The organism is Sphingorhabdus lacus, from assembly GCF_009768975.1.
Classification (GTDB): domain Bacteria; phylum Pseudomonadota; class Alphaproteobacteria; order Sphingomonadales; family Sphingomonadaceae; genus Sphingorhabdus_B; species Sphingorhabdus_B lacus.
This window is the reverse complement of the sequence record NZ_CP035733.1, coordinates 3,159,599-3,177,554: the sequence shown is the minus strand read 5'-3', so window position 1 is coordinate 3,177,554 and position 17,956 is coordinate 3,159,599. Positions and strand designations below refer to the sequence as shown.

General features: G+C 59.5%; 18 protein-coding genes. 15 read left to right on the top strand and 3 right to left on the bottom strand.

The genetic code is table 11. From position 1 onward, the window contains the following. The first annotated feature begins 56 nt into the window (after window positions 1–56). Both metK and trmB read left to right on the top strand, forming a co-directional pair. Window positions 57–1,268: a methionine adenosyltransferase gene (metK, locus tag EUU25_RS15180; RefSeq protein ID WP_158902391.1), complete on the top strand. Its 1,212-nt coding sequence runs from the start codon at window positions 57–59 to the stop codon at window positions 1,266–1,268. A gap of 43 nt (window positions 1,269–1,311) precedes the next feature. Continuing rightward, window positions 1,312–2,016: a tRNA (guanine(46)-N(7))-methyltransferase TrmB gene (trmB, locus tag EUU25_RS15175; RefSeq protein ID WP_158902389.1), complete on the top strand. Its 705-nt coding sequence runs from the start codon at window positions 1,312–1,314 to the stop codon at window positions 2,014–2,016. Here the strand turns inward: trmB and EUU25_RS15170 are convergent. Then, entirely contained in the window at window positions 2,013–2,567 is a 555-nt protein-coding gene (locus EUU25_RS15170) for a hypothetical protein (protein WP_158902387.1), read from the bottom strand. The genes trmB and EUU25_RS15170 overlap by 4 nt on opposite strands. Window positions 2,568–2,774: 207 nt before the next feature. On the opposite strand from EUU25_RS15170, the gene EUU25_RS15165 reads away from it, so the two are divergent. Next, complete coding sequence (locus tag EUU25_RS15165) at window positions 2,775–3,860, top strand: sensor histidine kinase (RefSeq protein WP_246162771.1); 1,086 nt, start codon at window positions 2,775–2,777, stop codon at window positions 3,858–3,860. After that, complete coding sequence (locus EUU25_RS15160; protein ID WP_246162769.1) at window positions 3,857–4,600, top strand: LytR/AlgR family response regulator transcription factor; 744 nt, start codon at window positions 3,857–3,859, stop codon at window positions 4,598–4,600. Before EUU25_RS15165 ends, EUU25_RS15160 begins: the two co-directional genes overlap by 4 nt. A gap of 52 nt (window positions 4,601–4,652) precedes the next feature. Here the strand turns inward: EUU25_RS15160 and EUU25_RS15155 are convergent, their stop codons facing one another. Together EUU25_RS15155 and thiS are read right to left on the bottom strand one after the other, a co-directional pair. Next, window positions 4,653–4,973, bottom strand: a complete 321-nt coding sequence (locus EUU25_RS15155; RefSeq protein ID WP_158902383.1) for a UrcA family protein — start codon at window positions 4,971–4,973, stop codon at window positions 4,653–4,655. A 276-nt stretch (window positions 4,974–5,249) separates the two neighbouring features. Beyond that, window positions 5,250–6,245 carry a sulfur carrier protein ThiS gene (thiS, locus tag EUU25_RS15150; protein WP_373473537.1) on the bottom strand — a complete coding sequence of 332 codons (996 nt, stop codon included), beginning with the start codon at window positions 6,243–6,245 and terminating at the stop codon, window positions 5,250–5,252. A gap of 80 nt (window positions 6,246–6,325) precedes the next feature. Between thiS and EUU25_RS15145 the strand changes: the two genes are divergently transcribed. The 11 genes from EUU25_RS15145 (at window position 6,326) to EUU25_RS15095 (ending at window position 17,931) form a co-directional block, all read left to right on the top strand. Next, on the top strand, window positions 6,326–7,288 hold the full coding sequence (locus EUU25_RS15145; protein WP_158902382.1) for a DUF481 domain-containing protein: 963 nt from the start codon (window positions 6,326–6,328) through the stop codon (window positions 7,286–7,288). Window positions 7,289–7,304: 16 nt separating this feature from the next. Beyond that, on the top strand, window positions 7,305–7,739 hold the full coding sequence (gene aroQ, locus EUU25_RS15140; protein WP_158902380.1) for a type II 3-dehydroquinate dehydratase: 435 nt from the start codon (window positions 7,305–7,307) through the stop codon (window positions 7,737–7,739). Between the two features lie 45 nt (window positions 7,740–7,784). Continuing rightward, complete coding sequence (gene accB / locus EUU25_RS15135) at window positions 7,785–8,264, top strand: acetyl-CoA carboxylase biotin carboxyl carrier protein (protein WP_158902378.1); 480 nt, start codon at window positions 7,785–7,787, stop codon at window positions 8,262–8,264. Between the two features lie 2 nt (window positions 8,265–8,266). Further along, window positions 8,267–9,616: an acetyl-CoA carboxylase biotin carboxylase subunit gene (gene accC, locus EUU25_RS15130; RefSeq protein ID WP_158902376.1), complete on the top strand. Its 1,350-nt coding sequence runs from the start codon at window positions 8,267–8,269 to the stop codon at window positions 9,614–9,616. Then, complete coding sequence (locus tag EUU25_RS15125) at window positions 9,616–10,305, top strand: M15 family metallopeptidase (protein WP_158902374.1); 690 nt, start codon at window positions 9,616–9,618, stop codon at window positions 10,303–10,305. Before accC ends, EUU25_RS15125 begins: the two co-directional genes overlap by 1 nt. A gap of 306 nt (window positions 10,306–10,611) precedes the next feature. Then, window positions 10,612–11,427, top strand: coding sequence for an RcnB family protein (locus EUU25_RS15120; protein WP_246162767.1), 816 nt, complete (start codon window positions 10,612–10,614; stop codon window positions 11,425–11,427). 113 nt (window positions 11,428–11,540) lie between these two features. Further along, window positions 11,541–12,809, top strand: a complete 1,269-nt coding sequence (locus EUU25_RS15115) for a metal-dependent hydrolase family protein (RefSeq protein ID WP_158902370.1) — start codon at window positions 11,541–11,543, stop codon at window positions 12,807–12,809. A 12-nt stretch (window positions 12,810–12,821) separates the two neighbouring features. Next, window positions 12,822–13,532: a prolyl hydroxylase family protein gene (locus EUU25_RS15110; RefSeq protein ID WP_158902368.1), complete on the top strand. Its 711-nt coding sequence runs from the start codon at window positions 12,822–12,824 to the stop codon at window positions 13,530–13,532. A gap of 96 nt (window positions 13,533–13,628) precedes the next feature. Beyond that, window positions 13,629–15,446, top strand: a complete 1,818-nt coding sequence (locus EUU25_RS15105) for a DUF885 domain-containing protein (protein ID WP_187351326.1) — start codon at window positions 13,629–13,631, stop codon at window positions 15,444–15,446. 45 nt (window positions 15,447–15,491) lie between these two features. After that, the gene (locus EUU25_RS15100; protein ID WP_158902364.1) at window positions 15,492–17,027 is read left to right on the top strand and encodes a hypothetical protein; all 1,536 of its coding nucleotides are present in this window, start codon (window positions 15,492–15,494) and stop codon (window positions 17,025–17,027) included. A 10-nt stretch (window positions 17,028–17,037) separates the two neighbouring features. Continuing rightward, entirely contained in the window at window positions 17,038–17,931 is an 894-nt protein-coding gene (locus EUU25_RS15095; protein ID WP_158902362.1) for an alpha/beta hydrolase fold domain-containing protein, read from the top strand. The last annotated feature ends 25 nt before the right edge of the window (window positions 17,932–17,956 follow it).

Genomic DNA, 17,956 nt, shown 5'->3' with positions numbered 1-17,956 from the left:
CCGCATCGATATAAAGAATTCTTTATACGCAGACACAGCCATAGACTGGAAAAACCATGCGCTCCAATTACCTGTTTACCTCGGAATCCGTGTCCGAAGGCCACCCCGACAAGGTCGCCGACCAAATCTCCGACGCTATCGTCGATCTGTTCCTGTCCAAGGACCCAGAAGCACGCATCGCGTGCGAAACGCTGACCACGACGCAGCTTGTCGTTCTTGCCGGTGAAATCCGCGGCAAGGGTATCATGGACGAAGACGGCAACTGGGCCGCTGGCGTCAAGGAAGAGGTCGAAGCGACCGTCCGCCGGACCGTCAAGGAAATCGGGTATGAGCAGGAAGGTTTCCATTGGGAAACGCTGCGCTTTGAAAATAACCTGCACCCCCAATCCGCACATATCGCCCAAGGCGTCGATGCGTCGGGCAACAAGGATGAAGGCGCTGGCGACCAGGGCATCATGTTCGGCTATGCGTCGACCGAGACGCCCGACCTCATGCCCGCCACGCTGGATTACAGCCACAAGATCCTGCAACGCATGGCCGCCGACCGCCATGCCGGAACCGCACCCTTTCTGGAGCCTGATGCCAAGAGCCAGGTGACCTTGCGCTATGACAGCGAAGGCAAGCCAAGCGCGGCGACCGCCATCGTGGTCTCGACGCAGCATGCCAAAGGCTATGACCAGGGCGAGAAGGAAGCCGAACTGCACGCATATGTGAAAAGCGTTATCGCGGACATTCTGCCGGCCAGCCTGCTGACCGAAACCGAATATCACATCAACCCGACGGGCAGCTTTGAAATTGGCGGCCCCGACGGCGATGCCGGTCTGACCGGACGCAAGATTATCGTCGACACCTATGGCGGCGCAGCGCCCCATGGCGGCGGCGCATTCAGCGGCAAGGACCCCACAAAGGTCGACCGCTCGGCGGCCTATATCACCCGCTATCTGGCGAAGAATATCGTCGCCGCTGGCCTTGCAACCCGCTGCACCATCCAGCTTGCCTACGCCATTGGCGTGTCGAAGCCGCTGTCGCTTTATGTCGACACGCACCGCACCGGAACCGTGGGCGATGATCAAATTGAAAATGCGATCATGAGCATCGAGAAACTGGGCGGCCTCACACCGCGCGCGATCCGCACCCATTTGGGCCTCAACAAGCCGATCTACCGCAAGACCGCAGCCTATGGCCATTTCGGCCGCAAGGCAGAGGGCGACTTCTTCCCGTGGGAGCGGACCGATCTTGTCGAGGACCTGAAGGCCGCACTCGCGTAACGCCTGACTTGATTTCGACGGTCAAAGCGCTAATCGCGCCGGCATGACTGCGCACAAACCCGGCGATCCGACCACCTTGAACCGCCTTTACGGGCGGTCCAAGGGCAAGAGGCTGCGGTCGGAGCAATCCGATCTGGTGGAAAATCTGCTGCCGCAAATTGCGGTGCCGGACGAAGGCGTGCTGACCAGCGAAAGCCTGTTCGGCGATGCGCGTTCGATGCATTTCGAAATCGGCTTTGGCGGGGGCGAGCATCTTGCCTATCGGGCCGACCTGTTGCCCGACCATGGCTTCATCGGCTGCGAACCGTTCCTGAACGGGGTGGCCATGGCGCTGACCCATATCCGCGACGGCGCGCTGCGCAATGTCCGCCTGCATATGGGCGACGCGCTCGAGATCTTGCGCCGCATTCCCGATGGTTCCTTGAGCTTCGTCTATCTGCTGCACCCCGACCCCTGGCCCAAGGCGCGCCACGCCAAGCGCCGCATGATGAACGACGGTCCGGTCAATCTGATCGCGGCAAAGTTGAAACCGGGCGGTGAATTCCGCTTTGGCACCGACCATCCGGTCTATCTGCGCCACGCGTTGATGGTGATGCAACGGCATCGCGAGCAGTTTGACTGGCTATGCGATAAACCTGCCGATTTCCTGAAGCGTCCCGGCGGCTGGCCGGAGACCCGTTACGAGGCCAAGGCCCGCCGTATCGGGCATGAAGTCTGGTATTTCCGCTATCGCCGGCGCGACGATTAACGCGCCTTGCTGTTGTCCGCGTCCACTTTTTCGACCCATTCGGGATAAAAGCTCGGCTGCCGCTTTGACCAGCCGGGGGCCGTGGCCGCCGCTTCGCTGATCGATTGGAGCAACGCCTTGCGCCGTTCGGGTTGCAGATGCGGCATCGATGCGGCGGCACAAAAGGCCGACGGCAACCAGGGCCGTGCATCGGCACCGATCAGACGTTCGTAGAGAAAACGATAGGCAGCAAAGCCGTCGAGACGGCTCTGGCCCAGGTCAAAGGCCGACACCGTAATCAACTGGGTAAGGAAAGGCTCGGCATCCTCGATCGAGCTGGAGTCCGGAATAAGTGCCCGAATTTCGGGCAGTTTATCGTAAAATTTGTGCTGGGCCTTGATCGTGGTCGCTTCGACTGCGTCGCGGGACCACAGGGCGATGGCATCTTTCCGGTCAAAGGCGACATCAAGCGAGCGGCGGATATAGCGCTGTGTCGCGGCGCTGAAACCGGCGAATTCTTTAATCTCTGCCAAGGTCATCATGCCCGGCCCGTCACTCTTGCCCTTTGTCATGGCACCAATTCCCCTGTCACCATCGAATACCACTATCGCAGATTCATAGTTAATGAATCGTTTACAGCACCGATGGCAAGAAAAAGTTTCGACCAACTTGAGGGCCCATTCGACGAGAAGCGCGGGACATAGTGCAACCTTCGCAAAATCGGCTATGTAAAGGCCATGTACTTTGTCCAGCAACGAAAGCCCCTTGTCGGCCAGCAAATGGCGCTTTTGACCATTATCGGCTTTTGGGCCTTTTACGCGCTGATCCTGTCGCTGCGCGCGGCGCTTCTCGACTTTCCGGCCCAGTCGACCTTGTTCGAACGCCGCCTGATGGTGGCCGTCGTCGGCATATTCGTGACCTGGGTCATGTATATCGGCCTCAGGCTTGCAGACCGGCAATCGCTCGGTTTCCGGGTCAGCCTTGCCTTTTTCGGGGCAATACCCGCCGCGATCCTGCTCGCATCAGCCAATTTCTATATCTTCAACCTCTATGATCCGATCAGCCTGTTCAAGGATCCCAATGTCGGCCGGACGGTCGAGGATCTGAAAGACCAACTCGGCTTGTCCTTCTGGCAGGAAATCGCCGACATTTCGGTCACCCATTATTTCTTCCTGATCGCCTGGGCGTCGCTGTATGTCGCCATCGGCTACGCCCGCGAAGTGCGCGAGGCGGAGCGCAAGACATCCCGCTTTGCACAGGCGGCGCAGGATGCCGAGTTGCGGTCGCTGCGCTATCAGGTCAATCCGCACTTCCTGTTCAACACACTCAATTCCCTGTCCAGCCTGGTCATCACGGGCAAACCGACCGAGGCCGAAACGATGATCCAGAACCTGTCCAACTTTTACAGGACCAGCCTGTCATCCGATCCGCTGGAAGATGTCACGCTTGAAGAAGAAGTCGATTTGCAGCGGCTCTATCTGGAGATTGAGGGCGTCCGGCACCCCAAGCGGTTGCGGACCAAGTTCGACATTCCGCCCGAACTGATGCACCAGCATGTGCCCGCACTGATCCTGCAGCCGCTGGTCGAAAATGCCATCAAATATGGCGTGTCGCGCACCACCCGTCCGGTCACCATCACGATCGGCGCAAAGCTTCAGGAAGACCATCTTGTCATCAGCGTCGAAGATGATGGCGAGGCCATGGACGTCACCCATGTCGGTGGCAATGGCATCGGCCTTGCCAATGTGCGCGACCGTCTGGAGGCGCGCTACCGATCGGCGGCGAAGCTGGAAACAGAAGCCTTTTCGGGGGGCGGCTACCGGGCGACGCTGACCGTACCACTCAGCCATAAGGTCCATATATGAGCCGATTACGCACCATGATCGTTGACGACGAGCCGCTCGCGATCGAGCGGCTCGAAATATTGTGCAACGACCATCCGGTCATCGAAATCGTCGGCACCGCAAATGACGGCGTCGCCGCGCTGCGCCTGGCCCAGCAACTGACGCCCGACCTCGTCTTCCTTGATATCGGCATGCCCAAGATGGACGGCATCAACGCCGCACGCGCGCTTGGCCTGATGGACAAGAAGCCGTCGATCATCCTCGTTACGGCTTACGACAATTTCGCGGTCGAGGCGTTCGACCTTGATGTCGTCGACTATGTGTTGAAGCCTGTGTCCGGCGAACGGCTGGGCCGCGCCATTGCCCGCGCCTCGGCGAGCGACAGCGAAGCGCCGTCATCCACCGGCGGTGCGAGTGGCGGCAGCGGTAATTATGCGAGCGAATTCTGGGTATCCCACCGTGCAGAGCTGATCCGCATCGCAGCCGTCGATATTGAGCGGATCGAGGCCGAGCGCGATTATATGCGGCTGTATACCGCCGGACGCAGCTATTTGCTGCACCAGACCATTTCGGCGTTGGAAGAACGGCTGAACCCCGAACAGTTCCAGCGCATCCACCGCAGCCATATCGTCCGGCGCGACCTAATCACCGGACTGCGCCATGAAGGTGGCGGTGTGTGGCACGCGCTGTTGGGCGAAGATTTGTCGATGCGCATCGGGCGCAAATATCTCGCCGACGTCAAAAAGCTTGCGGGCAAATAAAAAGGGCCCCGGCCATCGCTGGCCAGAGCCCCCACCGTGAAACTTGGTGAATTTAGTCGCGCAAGGCGACGCGGCGGCTTTCGGCATAGGCAGCGATACGCTGTTCTGCTTTCGGCATGGCGCGGGCCAGCGAGTCCTTTTCGCAGTTATTCTGGTCGATACGCTCCTTCAGCGTAATCGCCCGGGGGCTGCCGCAGACGCGTTGTACCGCCGACTTGACGCGGGTTTTCAGGCGTTCCTGACCCTTGGCAGTCGACAGGTCGAGGTCTTCATGCTGGACCGAGACCGTTTTCCACTCGGCCATGGCGGGGGTCGATAAAGCCAGTGCCGATGCGGCAATCATTGCAACTTGAAACAGCTTGGGGGTAGCCATTTTGAACATCCTTTTTTTAAGGCCGCGACGTTTCGCCGTCGGCCTGTGGGAGAGGGTGCAGGCGGGCCGACTTCCGTAGCTGGGGAGCAAGTTTGCAAGCCCGTCCTGCAGAAATGTTTCTACCCCCGCTGTGTTGCCCGGGCATTACAGTTTCGATAAAGCGCAAAGACAGTCGATGGTTCGACCAGCGTCGAGGCGAACGCACATAATGGTTCGACCAACGACTAATTTTGCAATTATATTACAAGAAAAGCGCCCGAAATGGCGTTGGACGGTTTAGATCAGTCCAGCAAGCGGGCTTGACGGGTCGGCATACATGCGGCGGCCCATCCGGCCCGCGCGGTAGGCCATACGCCCTGATTCGACCGCCAGCTTCATCGCGGTCGCCATCGCCACCGGATCTTTCGCCTCGGCAATTGCGGTGTTCATCAACACGCCATCGCAGCCCAATTCCATGGCCACCGCCGCATCCGACGCGGTGCCGACACCTGCATCCACCAGCACAGGAACCGATGCACCTTCGACAATCAGGCGGATCGTTACACGGTTCTGGATACCCAGCCCCGAACCTATGGGCGCGCCCAAGGGCATGATCGCTACCGCGCCTGCCTCTTCCAGCTGCTTCGCGGCGATGGGATCATCGACGCAATAGACCATGGGCAGAAATCCTTCCTTGGCCAGCACTTCGGTCGCCTTCAGCGTTTCGCGCATATCGGGGTAGAGCGTCTTTGCCTCCCCCAATACCTCCAGCTTCACCAGATCCCAGCCGCCTGCCTCCCGCGCCAGCCGCAGGGTGCGGATCGCATCATCGGCGGTGAAGCATCCGGCGGTGTTGGGAAGATAGGTATATTTTTTGGGATCAATATAATCGGTCAGCATCGGTGCCTTGGGGTCGGAGACATTGACCCGGCGCACGGCAACGGTGATGATTTCGGCCCCTGACGCCACCAGCGCAGCGGCATTTTGTTCGAAATCCTTATATTTGCCCGTACCGACAATCAGCCGTGACGTGAACGTCCGGCCCGCTACGGTCCAACTGTCATCCTGTCCGCCGCCGACGAAATGCACGATCTCAAACATATCACCCTCGGCGATGGTAACATCGGCCAAGGTCGAGCGGGACACGATCTCCAGATTGCGTTCGACCGCGACCTTTGCCGGATCAAGACCGATTTCGCGCACCAGATCGGCAACGCTGATTCCAGCGGCCACGCGGCGCGGGTCACCGTTCAGTTGGATGGAAATGCTGTCGGTCATCTGGGAAAGGGCCATTTCGTCTCGCTTTTTCTGATTTGCGCCATATAGGAAGAGTGCAATTGCAATAGCAACCCGGCTTGCCAAAAAGGCGTCCTATGCGGTCACGATATGGAACATTTTTAGTATTGCTGGCGGGTCTGGCGTGCGCCGCACCCGCTTTTGCCGAATTGCCCCAGCCCGTGCGGCAGATGATGGAGGCTGCGGCGCGGGAGGGTAATGCCACTGAACTTGCCGCCGTGGTCAAATTTGCCCGTCTCACCTATCCGGCGGAAAGCGTCGAAATCGACAATCTGCTATTGGCGCTGGAAAGCAACCGTGCGCAGCAAGTCGCGGCGGCAGCCCCTGTAACACCCGCACCGCCACCGGCCATTGCTGTAGCTGCGGCCGCTGCGCCCGCGCCAACACCTGCCCCTCCGCCGGTCAAATGGTCCGGACGCGGCGATCTGGGTGGATTTCACACAAGCGGCAACACCGACAGTTTCGGCATCACCGTCGGCGCCGTCATCAAACGCACCGGCGCCGCCTGGTCGCACCAGATCCGCCTGCGCGGCGACTATCAGGAAAGCGAAGGACGCACATCGCGCGAATATCTGAACGCCGCGTACCAGAGTGACTGGACGATCAGCGAACAGCATTATGCGCTGGGGATATTGGAATATGAACGCGACGTGCTGGCGGGGCTCGACCATCGGGCGACGTCCAGCCTTGGTCTTGGCTGGCGCATCGTGCGCGAGGCCGATGTGGCCATATCGCTGGAGGCTGGCCCTGCATTTCGCCATGACTGGACACGGGCGGGTGTGGAACGGTCGACGCTGGCGGGCCGGGGCGCACTGACCAGCAGTTGGCAGATGAACGACAAGGTCAAATTGTCGCACAATATGGAGTTGGTTGCCGAAGAGAATAGCAACACCATCCGCGCCGTCACCGGCCTGCAGGCAAAACTGACCGGTCGGATTTCTTCACAGATTTCGTACGACCTGCGCTATCAGGACCGGCCTTTATTGGGCAAAGAGGAAACCGACACGGTGACCCGTATCGGGCTGACCTATGATTTTTGATGGAAGATAAAGCGTTTTGACCGACCTGATCTTTGTATTGAACGGCCCCAATCTGAACCTGCTCGGCACACGCGAGCCGGAGATTTACGGCCATGACACGCTCGACGATATTGCCGCAATGCTCGATGACCAAGCGCGCGAAGCCGGGGCGGAGATTGATTTCCGGCAATCGAACCATGAAGGGCATTTGATCGACTGGCTGCACGAGGCGCAGGCCGAAGGCGCGAAGGCGGTGCTGCTGAATGCGGCGGGCTATACGCACACGTCGATTGCTCTTCTGGACGCGATCAAGGCCATCAAAGTGCCGGTATATGAGGTCCATTTGTCCGACCCGCATACCCGTGAAGAGTTCCGGCATTTAAGCTATGTGGGGATGGGCGCGAAGGCGGTGTTTGCAGGACATGGCGCAAAGTCCTATCAACTCGCGCTGGACGCAGCGTTACAAGTTTGACATTAGGCGCAGCACATTAAAAATTCGGGGCGCAAGGAGCAAAAAATGGCGGCAAAATCAGGCAGCAATGGTGGAATGCAGGTGGATACCGATCTGGTCCGCGAATTGGCCGAAATGCTGAACGATACCGGTTTAAGCGAAATCGAGGTTGAGGACGGTGATCGCAAGATCCGCGTTTCGCGCACGATGACCGCCATTGCGGCCCCCGTCGCCGCAGCGCCCGTCGCTGCAGCCGCACCTGTTGCGCAGGCCGCACCTGCGCATATCGCCGAAAGCGCACCGGCCGTTGCCGCAAATGCGCTGAAATCGCCGATGGTGGGCACGGCCTATCTGACACCCGAGCCCGATGCCGCGGCATTTGTAACGGTCGGGCAACAGGTCAAGGCGGGCGACACCGTAATGATTATCGAAGCGATGAAGGTCATGAACCCCATCGTTGCGCCGAACAGCGGCACCGTGACCGAGATTTATGTCGAAAGCGGACAGCCCGTCGAATTTGACCAGCCGCTCATGGTTATCGCGTAAATATGGGCATTGAGAAAATCCTGATCGCCAACCGTGGCGAGATTGCGCTTCGCATCCATCGTGCCGCGCATGAAATGGGAATTAAAACGGTCGCGGTCCATTCGACGGCGGATGCCGAGGCGATGCACGTGCGCCTTGCCGATGAAGCCATCTGCATCGGACCGCCTTCGGCCACCGACAGCTATTTGAACATTCCGGCGATTATTTCGGCGGCGGAAATCAGCCATGCGGACGCGATCCACCCCGGCTACGGCTTTTTGTCGGAAAATGCGCAGTTCGCGGAAATCGTCGAAAGCCATGACATCAAATGGATCGGCCCGAAGCCCGAGCATATCCGCACCATGGGCGACAAGGTCGAGGCGAAGCGGTCCGCTGGCGCGCTTGGCCTGCCGCTTGTTCCCGGCAGCGACGGCGCGATCGAGGATGTGGCCGAAGCCAAGGCGATTGCGCGTGACATCGGCTATCCGGTGATCATCAAGGCCGCATCCGGCGGCGGCGGGCGCGGCATGAAAGTGGTCAACAACGAGGAAGAGCTCGAGACCCAGATGCAGCAAGCAGGATCCGAGGCGAAAGCGGCATTTGGCGATGCCACCGTGTATCTCGAAAAATATCTCGGCAATCCGCGCCATATCGAATTCCAGATTTTCGGCGATGGCAATGGCAACGCCGTGCACCTGGGCGAACGCGACTGTTCGTTGCAGCGCCGCCACCAGAAAGTGTTGGAAGAGGCTCCCTCGCCCGTGCTGTCGACAGCCGAGCGTGACCGTATGGGCAATATCTGCGCCAAGGCCATGGCGGACATGGGCTATCGCGGGGCAGGCACCATCGAGTTTCTGTGGGAAAATGGCGAATTTTTCTTCATCGAAATGAACACCCGTTTGCAGGTGGAACATCCGGTGACGGAAATGATCACCGGCCTCGACCTCGTCCGCGAACAGATCCGCGTGGCAGAAGGCAAGCCGCTTTCGTTCACGCAGGACGAAGTGACCTTCACCGGCCATGCCGTCGAATGCCGTATCAACGCCGAAGACCCCGTTACCTTCATGCCCTCACCCGGCACGGTCAGCTGGTACCACCCGCCGGGCGGTCTCTATGTCCGCGTCGATAGCGGGCTTTACCACGGCTATAAGGTGCCGCCTTATTATGACAGCATGATCGCCAAGCTGATCGTATATGGCCAGACGCGCGAAGGCTGCCTGATGCGGTTGCGGCGTGCGCTGGGCGAATTTGTGATCGAAGGTATGAAGACAACCATTCCTTTGCACCAGAAGCTTCTGGAAGATCCCGATTTCCAGAACGGCAATTACACGATCAAATGGCTTGAAGAATGGCTGGCCAAGGACGCCAGCTAGTGCTTTCCCGCCGGCAGGTGGCGCTGGGGCTGGCTGTTGTGCCGCTCGCCGGATGCGCCCCTGCCCGGCCGGACAAGGATGTTGCCTTCATTCCGGCAAAGCAGGCAAAATCGTTGGCGGCGACCGATCCGGGCCGTCTGGTCGAACTGGTCAAGCTCGATCCGACCATCCGCCTCGACATGCGCTACGCCACCACGAATAATTTCACCGGCACCGTCCTGTACAGCGAGGCGCGCGCTTTCCTGACCGCACCAGCGGCGCAAGCCGTCGTCCGCGCCAGCCGCACCGCCCGGGCCGAAGGCTTTGGCCTCACCATCTTCGATGCCTATCGCCCATGGCGGGTGACAAAGAAGCTTTGGGACGCAACGCCCGTTGGCCCGAAAAAAGAGTATGTCGCCAACCCCAAGCGCGGATCCAAGCACAACCGCGGCTGTGCTGTCGACCTCAGCCTGCATGATCTTGCCACCGGCGAACTGGTCGAAATGCCGACCGGCTTCGACGATTTTTCGGAAAAAGCGCATCGCGACTATATGGGTGCCAGCGCCGTGGCGATTGAAAACCGCGCCCGCCTGCAACGCTATCTGGAGGCCGAGGGCTTTGTCGGCCTGTCCAACGAATGGTGGCATTTCGACTTTACCGGGTGGGAGAAATTTCCGGTGCTGGATATTCCGTTCGACAAGGTGGGGTGAAGGTCCTTTGGGGAGTTAACGGTCGGCGGAACTAAGATGCTGAAACAAGTTCAGCATGACGGAGTAAGGTTAAGTACTGTTTTGAACACCATACCCGTCACCCTGATTTCCCCTACCCGTCACCCTGAACTTGTTTCAGGGTCCTAGTCCGGTTTACACTGCCCAATATGCAGGAGTCTCCACATGTTCGTTCATCAAAACGCTTCCTTTCATGAACATGAACTGCGAGTTCAGCCACGCTTCACAACGACTCGGCCATTGAAGACTTCATGCCGGGGCATTGGGCGCCCGCATCGGGGAATGATCATGAAGAAGATTATTTTGGCAACATTGGCCGCCGCAACCGTGATGACACCCGTCGTCGCGCAGGCGGCAACCGTTCCAGTCGAGACCAGCCGCAATGCCCTGCAAATGCAGGACCAGGCGTCGTTCCAGCGTGGCGAAGGCCGCGATGGCGATGGACGCAGGGGCGAACGGCGTCGTGGTGGCGAAGGCCAGCGCGGCGGAAACCAGGGCTGGCGCGGCCAGCAGGACGCACCGCCACAGGCACGCGAGGAAACACCACAACCTCCCCGCACCGTCCGCACATGGTCGCAAGAACGGCGCAATGGCGATGACAATGACGGCCGGTACAGCCGCCGCAATGGCGCAAACCAGGGCGGTTACCAACCCGGCGGCTACCAACAGCGTGACCGTGACGATGACGGTCAACGCAACTGGAACCGCAGCCGCGAAGGCAGCATCGATCGCAGCGGCGAAAACTACCGTGGCGGCAACCGCAGCTGGAGCCGCGATGACGACAATCGGGGCAGCCGCTGGAACCAGAGCTGGCGCAATGACCGGCGCTATGACTGGCGCGGGCATCGTGAACGGTACCGGAACTATTACAGCCCCGGCCGCTATTATGCGCCCTATCGCGGGCATAGCTACCGGCGCTTTGGCATCGGGATCAACATCGGCTCGGGCTATTATGGTTCGCGCTACTGGATCAGCGACCCGTCCTATTACCGCCTGCCGCCGGCCTATGGCCCCTATCGCTGGGTGCGTTACTTTGACGATGTGCTGCTGATCGACTTACGGTCCGGCCGCGTGGTGGACGCGATCCACGACTTCTTCTGGTAAGAAACCGGACGATTGAAATAGAAAACCCGGGCGTCCCTGACGTCCGGGTCTTTTTTTCTTGTAACATGGCGCCAAGCTGCCCAATCTCCCTTTTGTAAAACAGGGAGAGATATATGTTTCGTTCCATGCTTCTGGCCAGCATCGCTCTGGCCGCCGCGACGCCCGCCATGGCCGAGACCCACGCGATCCTCGTGGGCAACCTGATCCCCGACGCTGCGACGGGACCGACAGGCCCAGCCGTCATCATGGTCGAAGACGGCCGTATCAAGGAAATCAACCGGGGAACGGACATTCCATTCAAGGCCGACGTCGTTGTCGATCTTTCCAAGATGACCGTCGTGCCCGGCTTTATCGACCTGCATGTCCATCTGACCGGTGACCCCGGCGGTGACTTCCGCGACGAAGCGGTCGACCCGGACGAATGGGGCGTAGTCATGGGCGTGAAGAACGCCGGACTGACCGTGAAGGCCGGTTTCACCACCGTTCGTGAAGCAGGCTCGGCGCAGAACACCGCCTTCGTCCTGCGCCGTGGCACGGCAGAGGGCAAGATTGTCGGACCACGTATCGTCGCGGCAGGACCGGCTTTGTCGATCGTGGGCGGGCATGGCGATGTCACCGGCTTCCGTAAGGATGTGCTGGCGGCGCTCGACACCGGCTATACCTGCACAGGCCCTGTCGAATGCGCGGAAAAGGTGCGCAAGGCATCGCGGCTTGGCGCTGATGTCATCAAGATTACTGCGACCGGCGGTGTCCTTTCGCAACAGGGCCGCGGGCTGGAGGCGCATTTTACCGATGCGGAAATGAGGTCCATCGCTGACACCGCCCATTCGCTGGGCTTGAAGGTCATGGCCCATGCGCATGGCGCGCGCGGCATCGAGGCCGCATCAGCCGCGGGTATCGACACAATCGACCATGGCACCTTTGCCGATGAAGCGGCGCTAAAGGTCATGAAGGCCAAGGGCACCGTGCTGGTCCCCACGCTGATGGCACTGGAAGGCGTGCGGGCGCGGATCGGCAAGGGCATCTATACGCCAACGGTCGAGGTAAAGGCACGGCAAGCAATTGAGGCCGCCGGACGGCAGGTCACGCGCGCAAAAGCGATGGGCGTGACCGTCGCATTTGGCACGGACGCTGGCGTGTTTGAGCATGGCAGCAATGGCGGCGAATTCGCCCTGCTGGTAAAGGCCGGACTGACACCGGCCGAAGCCCTGGCGAGCGCCACGACCATTGCGGCCAAAACGCTGGGAATGGAAAATGAAATCGGCAGGATCGCCGTCGGCTATTCCGCCGATCTGGTTGCGGTCAGCGAAAATCCGCTCACCAATATCACGACACTCGAAAAGCCGACATGGGTCATGGTAAGAGGCCGCATCGTTCCCTGATTCGGACCCGATATGCTTGAAGATACGCCCATCAAAAAATTCGACGCCAACAATGATCCGGCAAAGCTTGCCCGGATCGGCGTGCATGTCACGAAGCGGCTGAACGCCAACCCGCTGGTGCAGCAGGTCGAGCATGCCGATGCGCAGCTCTATCTGTATCAGGGTTTTTTGAGCAAGGCGGACTGCAAGACGCTGATCAAGAAAATCGATGCCGATGCCGTCCCTTCAACGCTCTACAAGGGCACCGAACAGGCGGGTTTCCGGACCAGCTATAGCTGCCACCTGAACCGCTGGGACACCTTTGTCGCCAAGGTCGAGGCGCGGATGAGCGATGTGCTGGGCATCGAAAATGACTATGCCGAAACGATGCAAGGGCAGCGCTATCAGGTCGGGCAGGAATTCAAGGCGCACCATGATTTCTTCCACCCCAGCCAGAATTATTGGGAACAGGAAGGCCCCTCGGGCGGGCAGCGCAGCTGGACCGCGATGATCTTCCTCAACGAACCCGAAGAAGGTGGCGCGACCGAGTTTCCGCATCTGGGTCTGGGTGTCCGTCCACAGGCGGGCATGATGCTGATGTGGAACAATATGAACCTCGACGGCACGCTGAATTACAAGACGCTCCACACCGGAACACCGGTCGCCAAAGGCGTCAAGCATGTCATCACCAAATGGTACCGGCAGAATAACTGGCTGGAAATCAATACCCCCAAAGACAGCTAATTGCTGTCTGTCGAATAATGTTTGCGGCTTGAAGCCGTTGGCCGAAAAGAGAAGCCATTGCGGGCTGCCGTCGGCGGCACCAATGTTTATGGAGAAATGCTTGTGAAATCACTGAAACTCATCTTGCTTGCAGGGGCCGCGCTGACGGCACCTTTTGCCACGGCCGCCGTCGCCCAGACTGCACCTGCCGCCGCAACCACGCAGACCGAAGGCCAGCGTCTGGCCGCATTATTCGCCGCCGATGACGAAGGCAGCCTGAAGCGCAATCCGCTCAACGCGCTGTTCCGTGGCGACATGCGCTATGCCGACCGCTTTGGCGATTTCATCAGCGACGAATATTTCGCCAATGAGAGAAAAGCCGCCGAAGCCAATCTGGAAAATCTGAAAGCGATCGACCGCGAAAAGCTGAACCCCACCGACAAGATTGCCTATGATGTGTTCAAGCAGGGCCAGATCGACGCGCTCAAAGGCCTGTCGAAGGAAATCATGGACCTGACCGTGGTCCGTCCGCTGAACCACTTCTTCGGCTTCCACACCTTCTACCCGACCTTTGCCAGCGGTCAGGGCGCGGCCCCGTTCAAGACGGTCCAGGATTATGAAAATAACCTGAAGCGCCACAAGGAATTCATCGTGCTGATGGACCGTTCGATTGACCGGTTCCGTCAAGGCATGGCGTCGGGCGTGTTCGAAACGAAGATGACGATCACCAATGTCGTGGACCAGTTGAACACCCAATTGGCCCAGTCGACCGAAGAGTCGCCCTATTTCGGTCCGGTGAAGAAATTCCCCGAAGGCTTTAGCGATGCCGACAAGGCGCGTCTGACCGCCGAATATCGCGACATTATCGAAAAGGGCCTTTACCCCGCCAACACCCGTCTGCGCGACTTCCTGCGTGACAGCTATCTGCCGCTGGCGCGCGAGCAGGTCGGCCTGTCGGCGATGAAGGGCGGCGATATGCTCTATCAATACCAGATCGAGCAGACGACGACCCTGCCGCTCAAGGCCGACGAGATCCATAATCTTGGCCTGTCGGAAGTGGCACGGATCAAGACCGGCATGGAAAAGATCAAGAATGAGGTCGGCTTCAAAGGCACGCTGCCCGAATTTTTCGAGCATCTGCGCACCGACCCGAAATTCAAGCCCGCCAGCCGTGAAGCGCTGACCCAGGGCTATTATGATATCGGGAAAAAGGTCGATGGCCTGATTTCGACGCAGTTCAAATATCTTCCCAAGGCGCCGCTTGAAATCAAACCCTATGAAGAGTTCCGCGAAAAATATGAAGCCGGCGGCAGCTACCAAAATGGTACGCCCGACGGTTCGCGTCCCGGCACCTTCTATTTCAATGCCTATGACCTGCCCAGCCGCACAACGCCGGGCATGACGACGCTGTACCTGCACGAAGGCGCCCCGGGGCACCATTTCCAGATCAGCATCGCGCAGGAAAATGAAGCGCTTCCCGCCTTCATGCGCTTTGGCGGCAACACGGCTTATGTCGAAGGCTGGGCGCTTTATTCCGAGACGCTGGGCTATGACATGGGCCTGTTCAAGGACCCCTATCAGCGCTTCGGCACCCTGTCCGACGAAATGCTGCGCGCCATGCGTCTGGTCGTCGACACCGGCCTGCACAGCAAGGGTTGGACCCGCGAACAGGCAATCGACTATATGCTCGCCAACAGCGACATGGGCAAAACCGACGCCACGGCCGAGGTCGAGCGTTACATCGCCATTCCGTCGCAGGCGCTCGCCTACAAGATCGGCGCGATCACCATCCTTCGTCTGAAGGACAAGGCGAAGAAGGCCATGGGTGCGAAGTTCGACGTTCGCGAATTCCACAACCAGGTGCTGAACACCGGCGCCCTGCCTTTGGCGGTGCTTGAAAAGAAAATCGACGACTGGATTGCAGCGTCGAAATAAAGGCCATAAGCTCCCCCCATCACAGCAAAGGTGGTGGGGGACCTTATGAAGACTCGGATAGCGGTTGGTTTAATCTGTTTATGGGCATTTATCCTGCCCGCCGCCGCCCGGGCCGAGTGGAATGAAGCCAGCAGCGACCATTTCCTCGTCATCGCGGACCAGAAGGAAAAGGATGTCCGCGAATTTACCGAACGGCTCGAACGCTATCACAGCGGCCTGTTAGGGATATTGAAACGGGCGGATGAAAAGCCCAGCCCCTCCAACCGCGTCACCATCTACATTGTCCGCAGCGCAGGTCAGGTACAGAAACTCGCCGGCGACAAGAGCGGTTTTCTGCAGGGCTTTTACTCTCCCCGCGCGGGCGGGTCGGTCGCATTTGCCTCGCGCGTCGAAAGCGATGGCATGAACATCACGCAGAGCGAACAGGTCCTGTTCCACGAATATGCCCATCATGTGATGCACGGCGTCAGCGAATGGGCCACCCCGCGTTGGTATAGCGAGGGCTTTGCCGAATTTTTCTCGACCGTCCGCTTTGAAAAAGATGGCGGCATGGGCATCGGCCTGCCCGCAAATCACCGCGCGGCAGAGCTCAATTATGCGGTTGATGTTCCTATCGAGGCATTGCTCGATTCCGATACGTACAAGACCCGCAAGGTCAAAGGTTATGACGAATTTTATGGCCGCAGCTGGCTGCTTTACCATTATCTCCAAATGTCGGGGACACGCCCGGGACAGCTGACCAAATACCGCGCGGCACTTGCAAATGGCGCAACCGAGTGGGATGCGGCGCAGACCGCTTTTGGCGATCTGAAGGTGCTGGACAAGGAACTGAAAGCCTATCTGAACAAGGGCAAGATGCGTTATCTGCCTATCGCGGCCGACAAGCTGGCGGTCGGTCCGATCACCATCCGCAAGATGAGCGAAGCCGAAAGCGCGATGATGCCCATCATTCTGGAATCCAAGCGCGGGGTGGATGAAGAATCGGCCAAAGTCCTGCTTCCCAAGGCGCAGGCGGTTGCCGCGAAATATCCCGATGACCCTGCCGTCCTCGCCGCCTTGGCAGAGGCGGAACATGATGCGGGAAATTATACCGAAGCCCTTGCCGCCGCCGACAAGGCGCTGATCGCCGCGCCGACGCTGGTGAACGCCCATGTGCAGAAAATCTATGCGCTCTCCCGGATCGCGGAAAAGGCCGAAAATGCCGACGCAGCGTGGAAGAAAGTGACCCGCGCCGTCACCGCGCTGAACAAGATTGAAACCGACCACCCCATCCCGCTCATCTTCTATTACCGTAGCCTGCAGATGTCGGGGAAGGACATCAGCGAGGTCGCGGCTCATGGGCTGGAACGGGCGTTGCAGCTTGCCCCCTATGACCAGGCCGTGCGCTGGCAAGTGGTGCAGCAATTGATGGACGATGAAAATTTTGGCGGGGCCTACCGCACGTTGATGCCGCTGGCCAATGATCCGCACAACCGGAGCGAGAACAATCCCGCCATCCCCCTTCTCGCCGAAATCAAAGAAAAATATGAAGCGCAACTGGCCGCCGCAGCAACGCCGGCACCCGCCACCAGCGGGAAATAGGGAGAGTAAAATGCCGAGTTTTATCGCCAGCCTGACCGGCTTTGTGCTGCGCACAACCGGCATTTACCGCAAGCTGTTTACAGGCGGCCCGCAATTTCAGACCAATATCGCAAAATCACGCGCACAGCCTACGCCCGAACCGGACGCGAAGGCGCGCGGCAGCGTGCATGTCGCGCACACCGAATTTGCCGGACGCACCGTATGGACCCTCGCGCCTAAGGACCGTGAACCGACGGCGCATATTCTCTACTGGCATGGCGGCGGCTATGTATATCCGGCAGCGGCGGTGCATTGGGACTTTCTGGCGCATATGGCAAAGGTCCATGGCTGGTCGGTGACCGCGCCGCTGTATCCTTTGGCGCCCGAAAGCAACGCGGAGAAAGCCACGCAATGGGCGATGGATTTCACCCGCGCCTATACCGATGGCTTAGGCGGCAAGGCGTTTGTCATGGGTGGCGATTCCGCAGGCGGCGGGCTCGCGGCAGCCGTTGCGCAAATGGCGCGCGACACCGGATGTGCGCAGGCACGCGCCCTGATCCTGATCTGCCCATGGCTCAACCTTGACCCCGCGCACCCCGAACAGGCACAGATCGAGCCGCGCGATGGCATCCTGACCATCAGCGGCATTACCGATGCCGGACGCATTTATGCGGGCAACGTGCCGCTCACCGATATGCGGTGCAGCCCGCTCTTTGGCAGCTGGGACAATCTGCCTCCGATCCTCGCCTTTGGTGGCGGCAATGATATATTGGTCACCGATGCTCGCGCGCTGAAGGCCAAGCATCCCACCGTCGCCTATCGCGAGCTTGCCGGGATGCTGCACGACTGGCCGATCTTCACCTTCCGCGAATCGCGCGCCGCACAGGCCGATATGGCCGCCTTTGCCGCGAGCGCATTAACGTAGCGGATTTGGACGCCCCCGGCTTTTG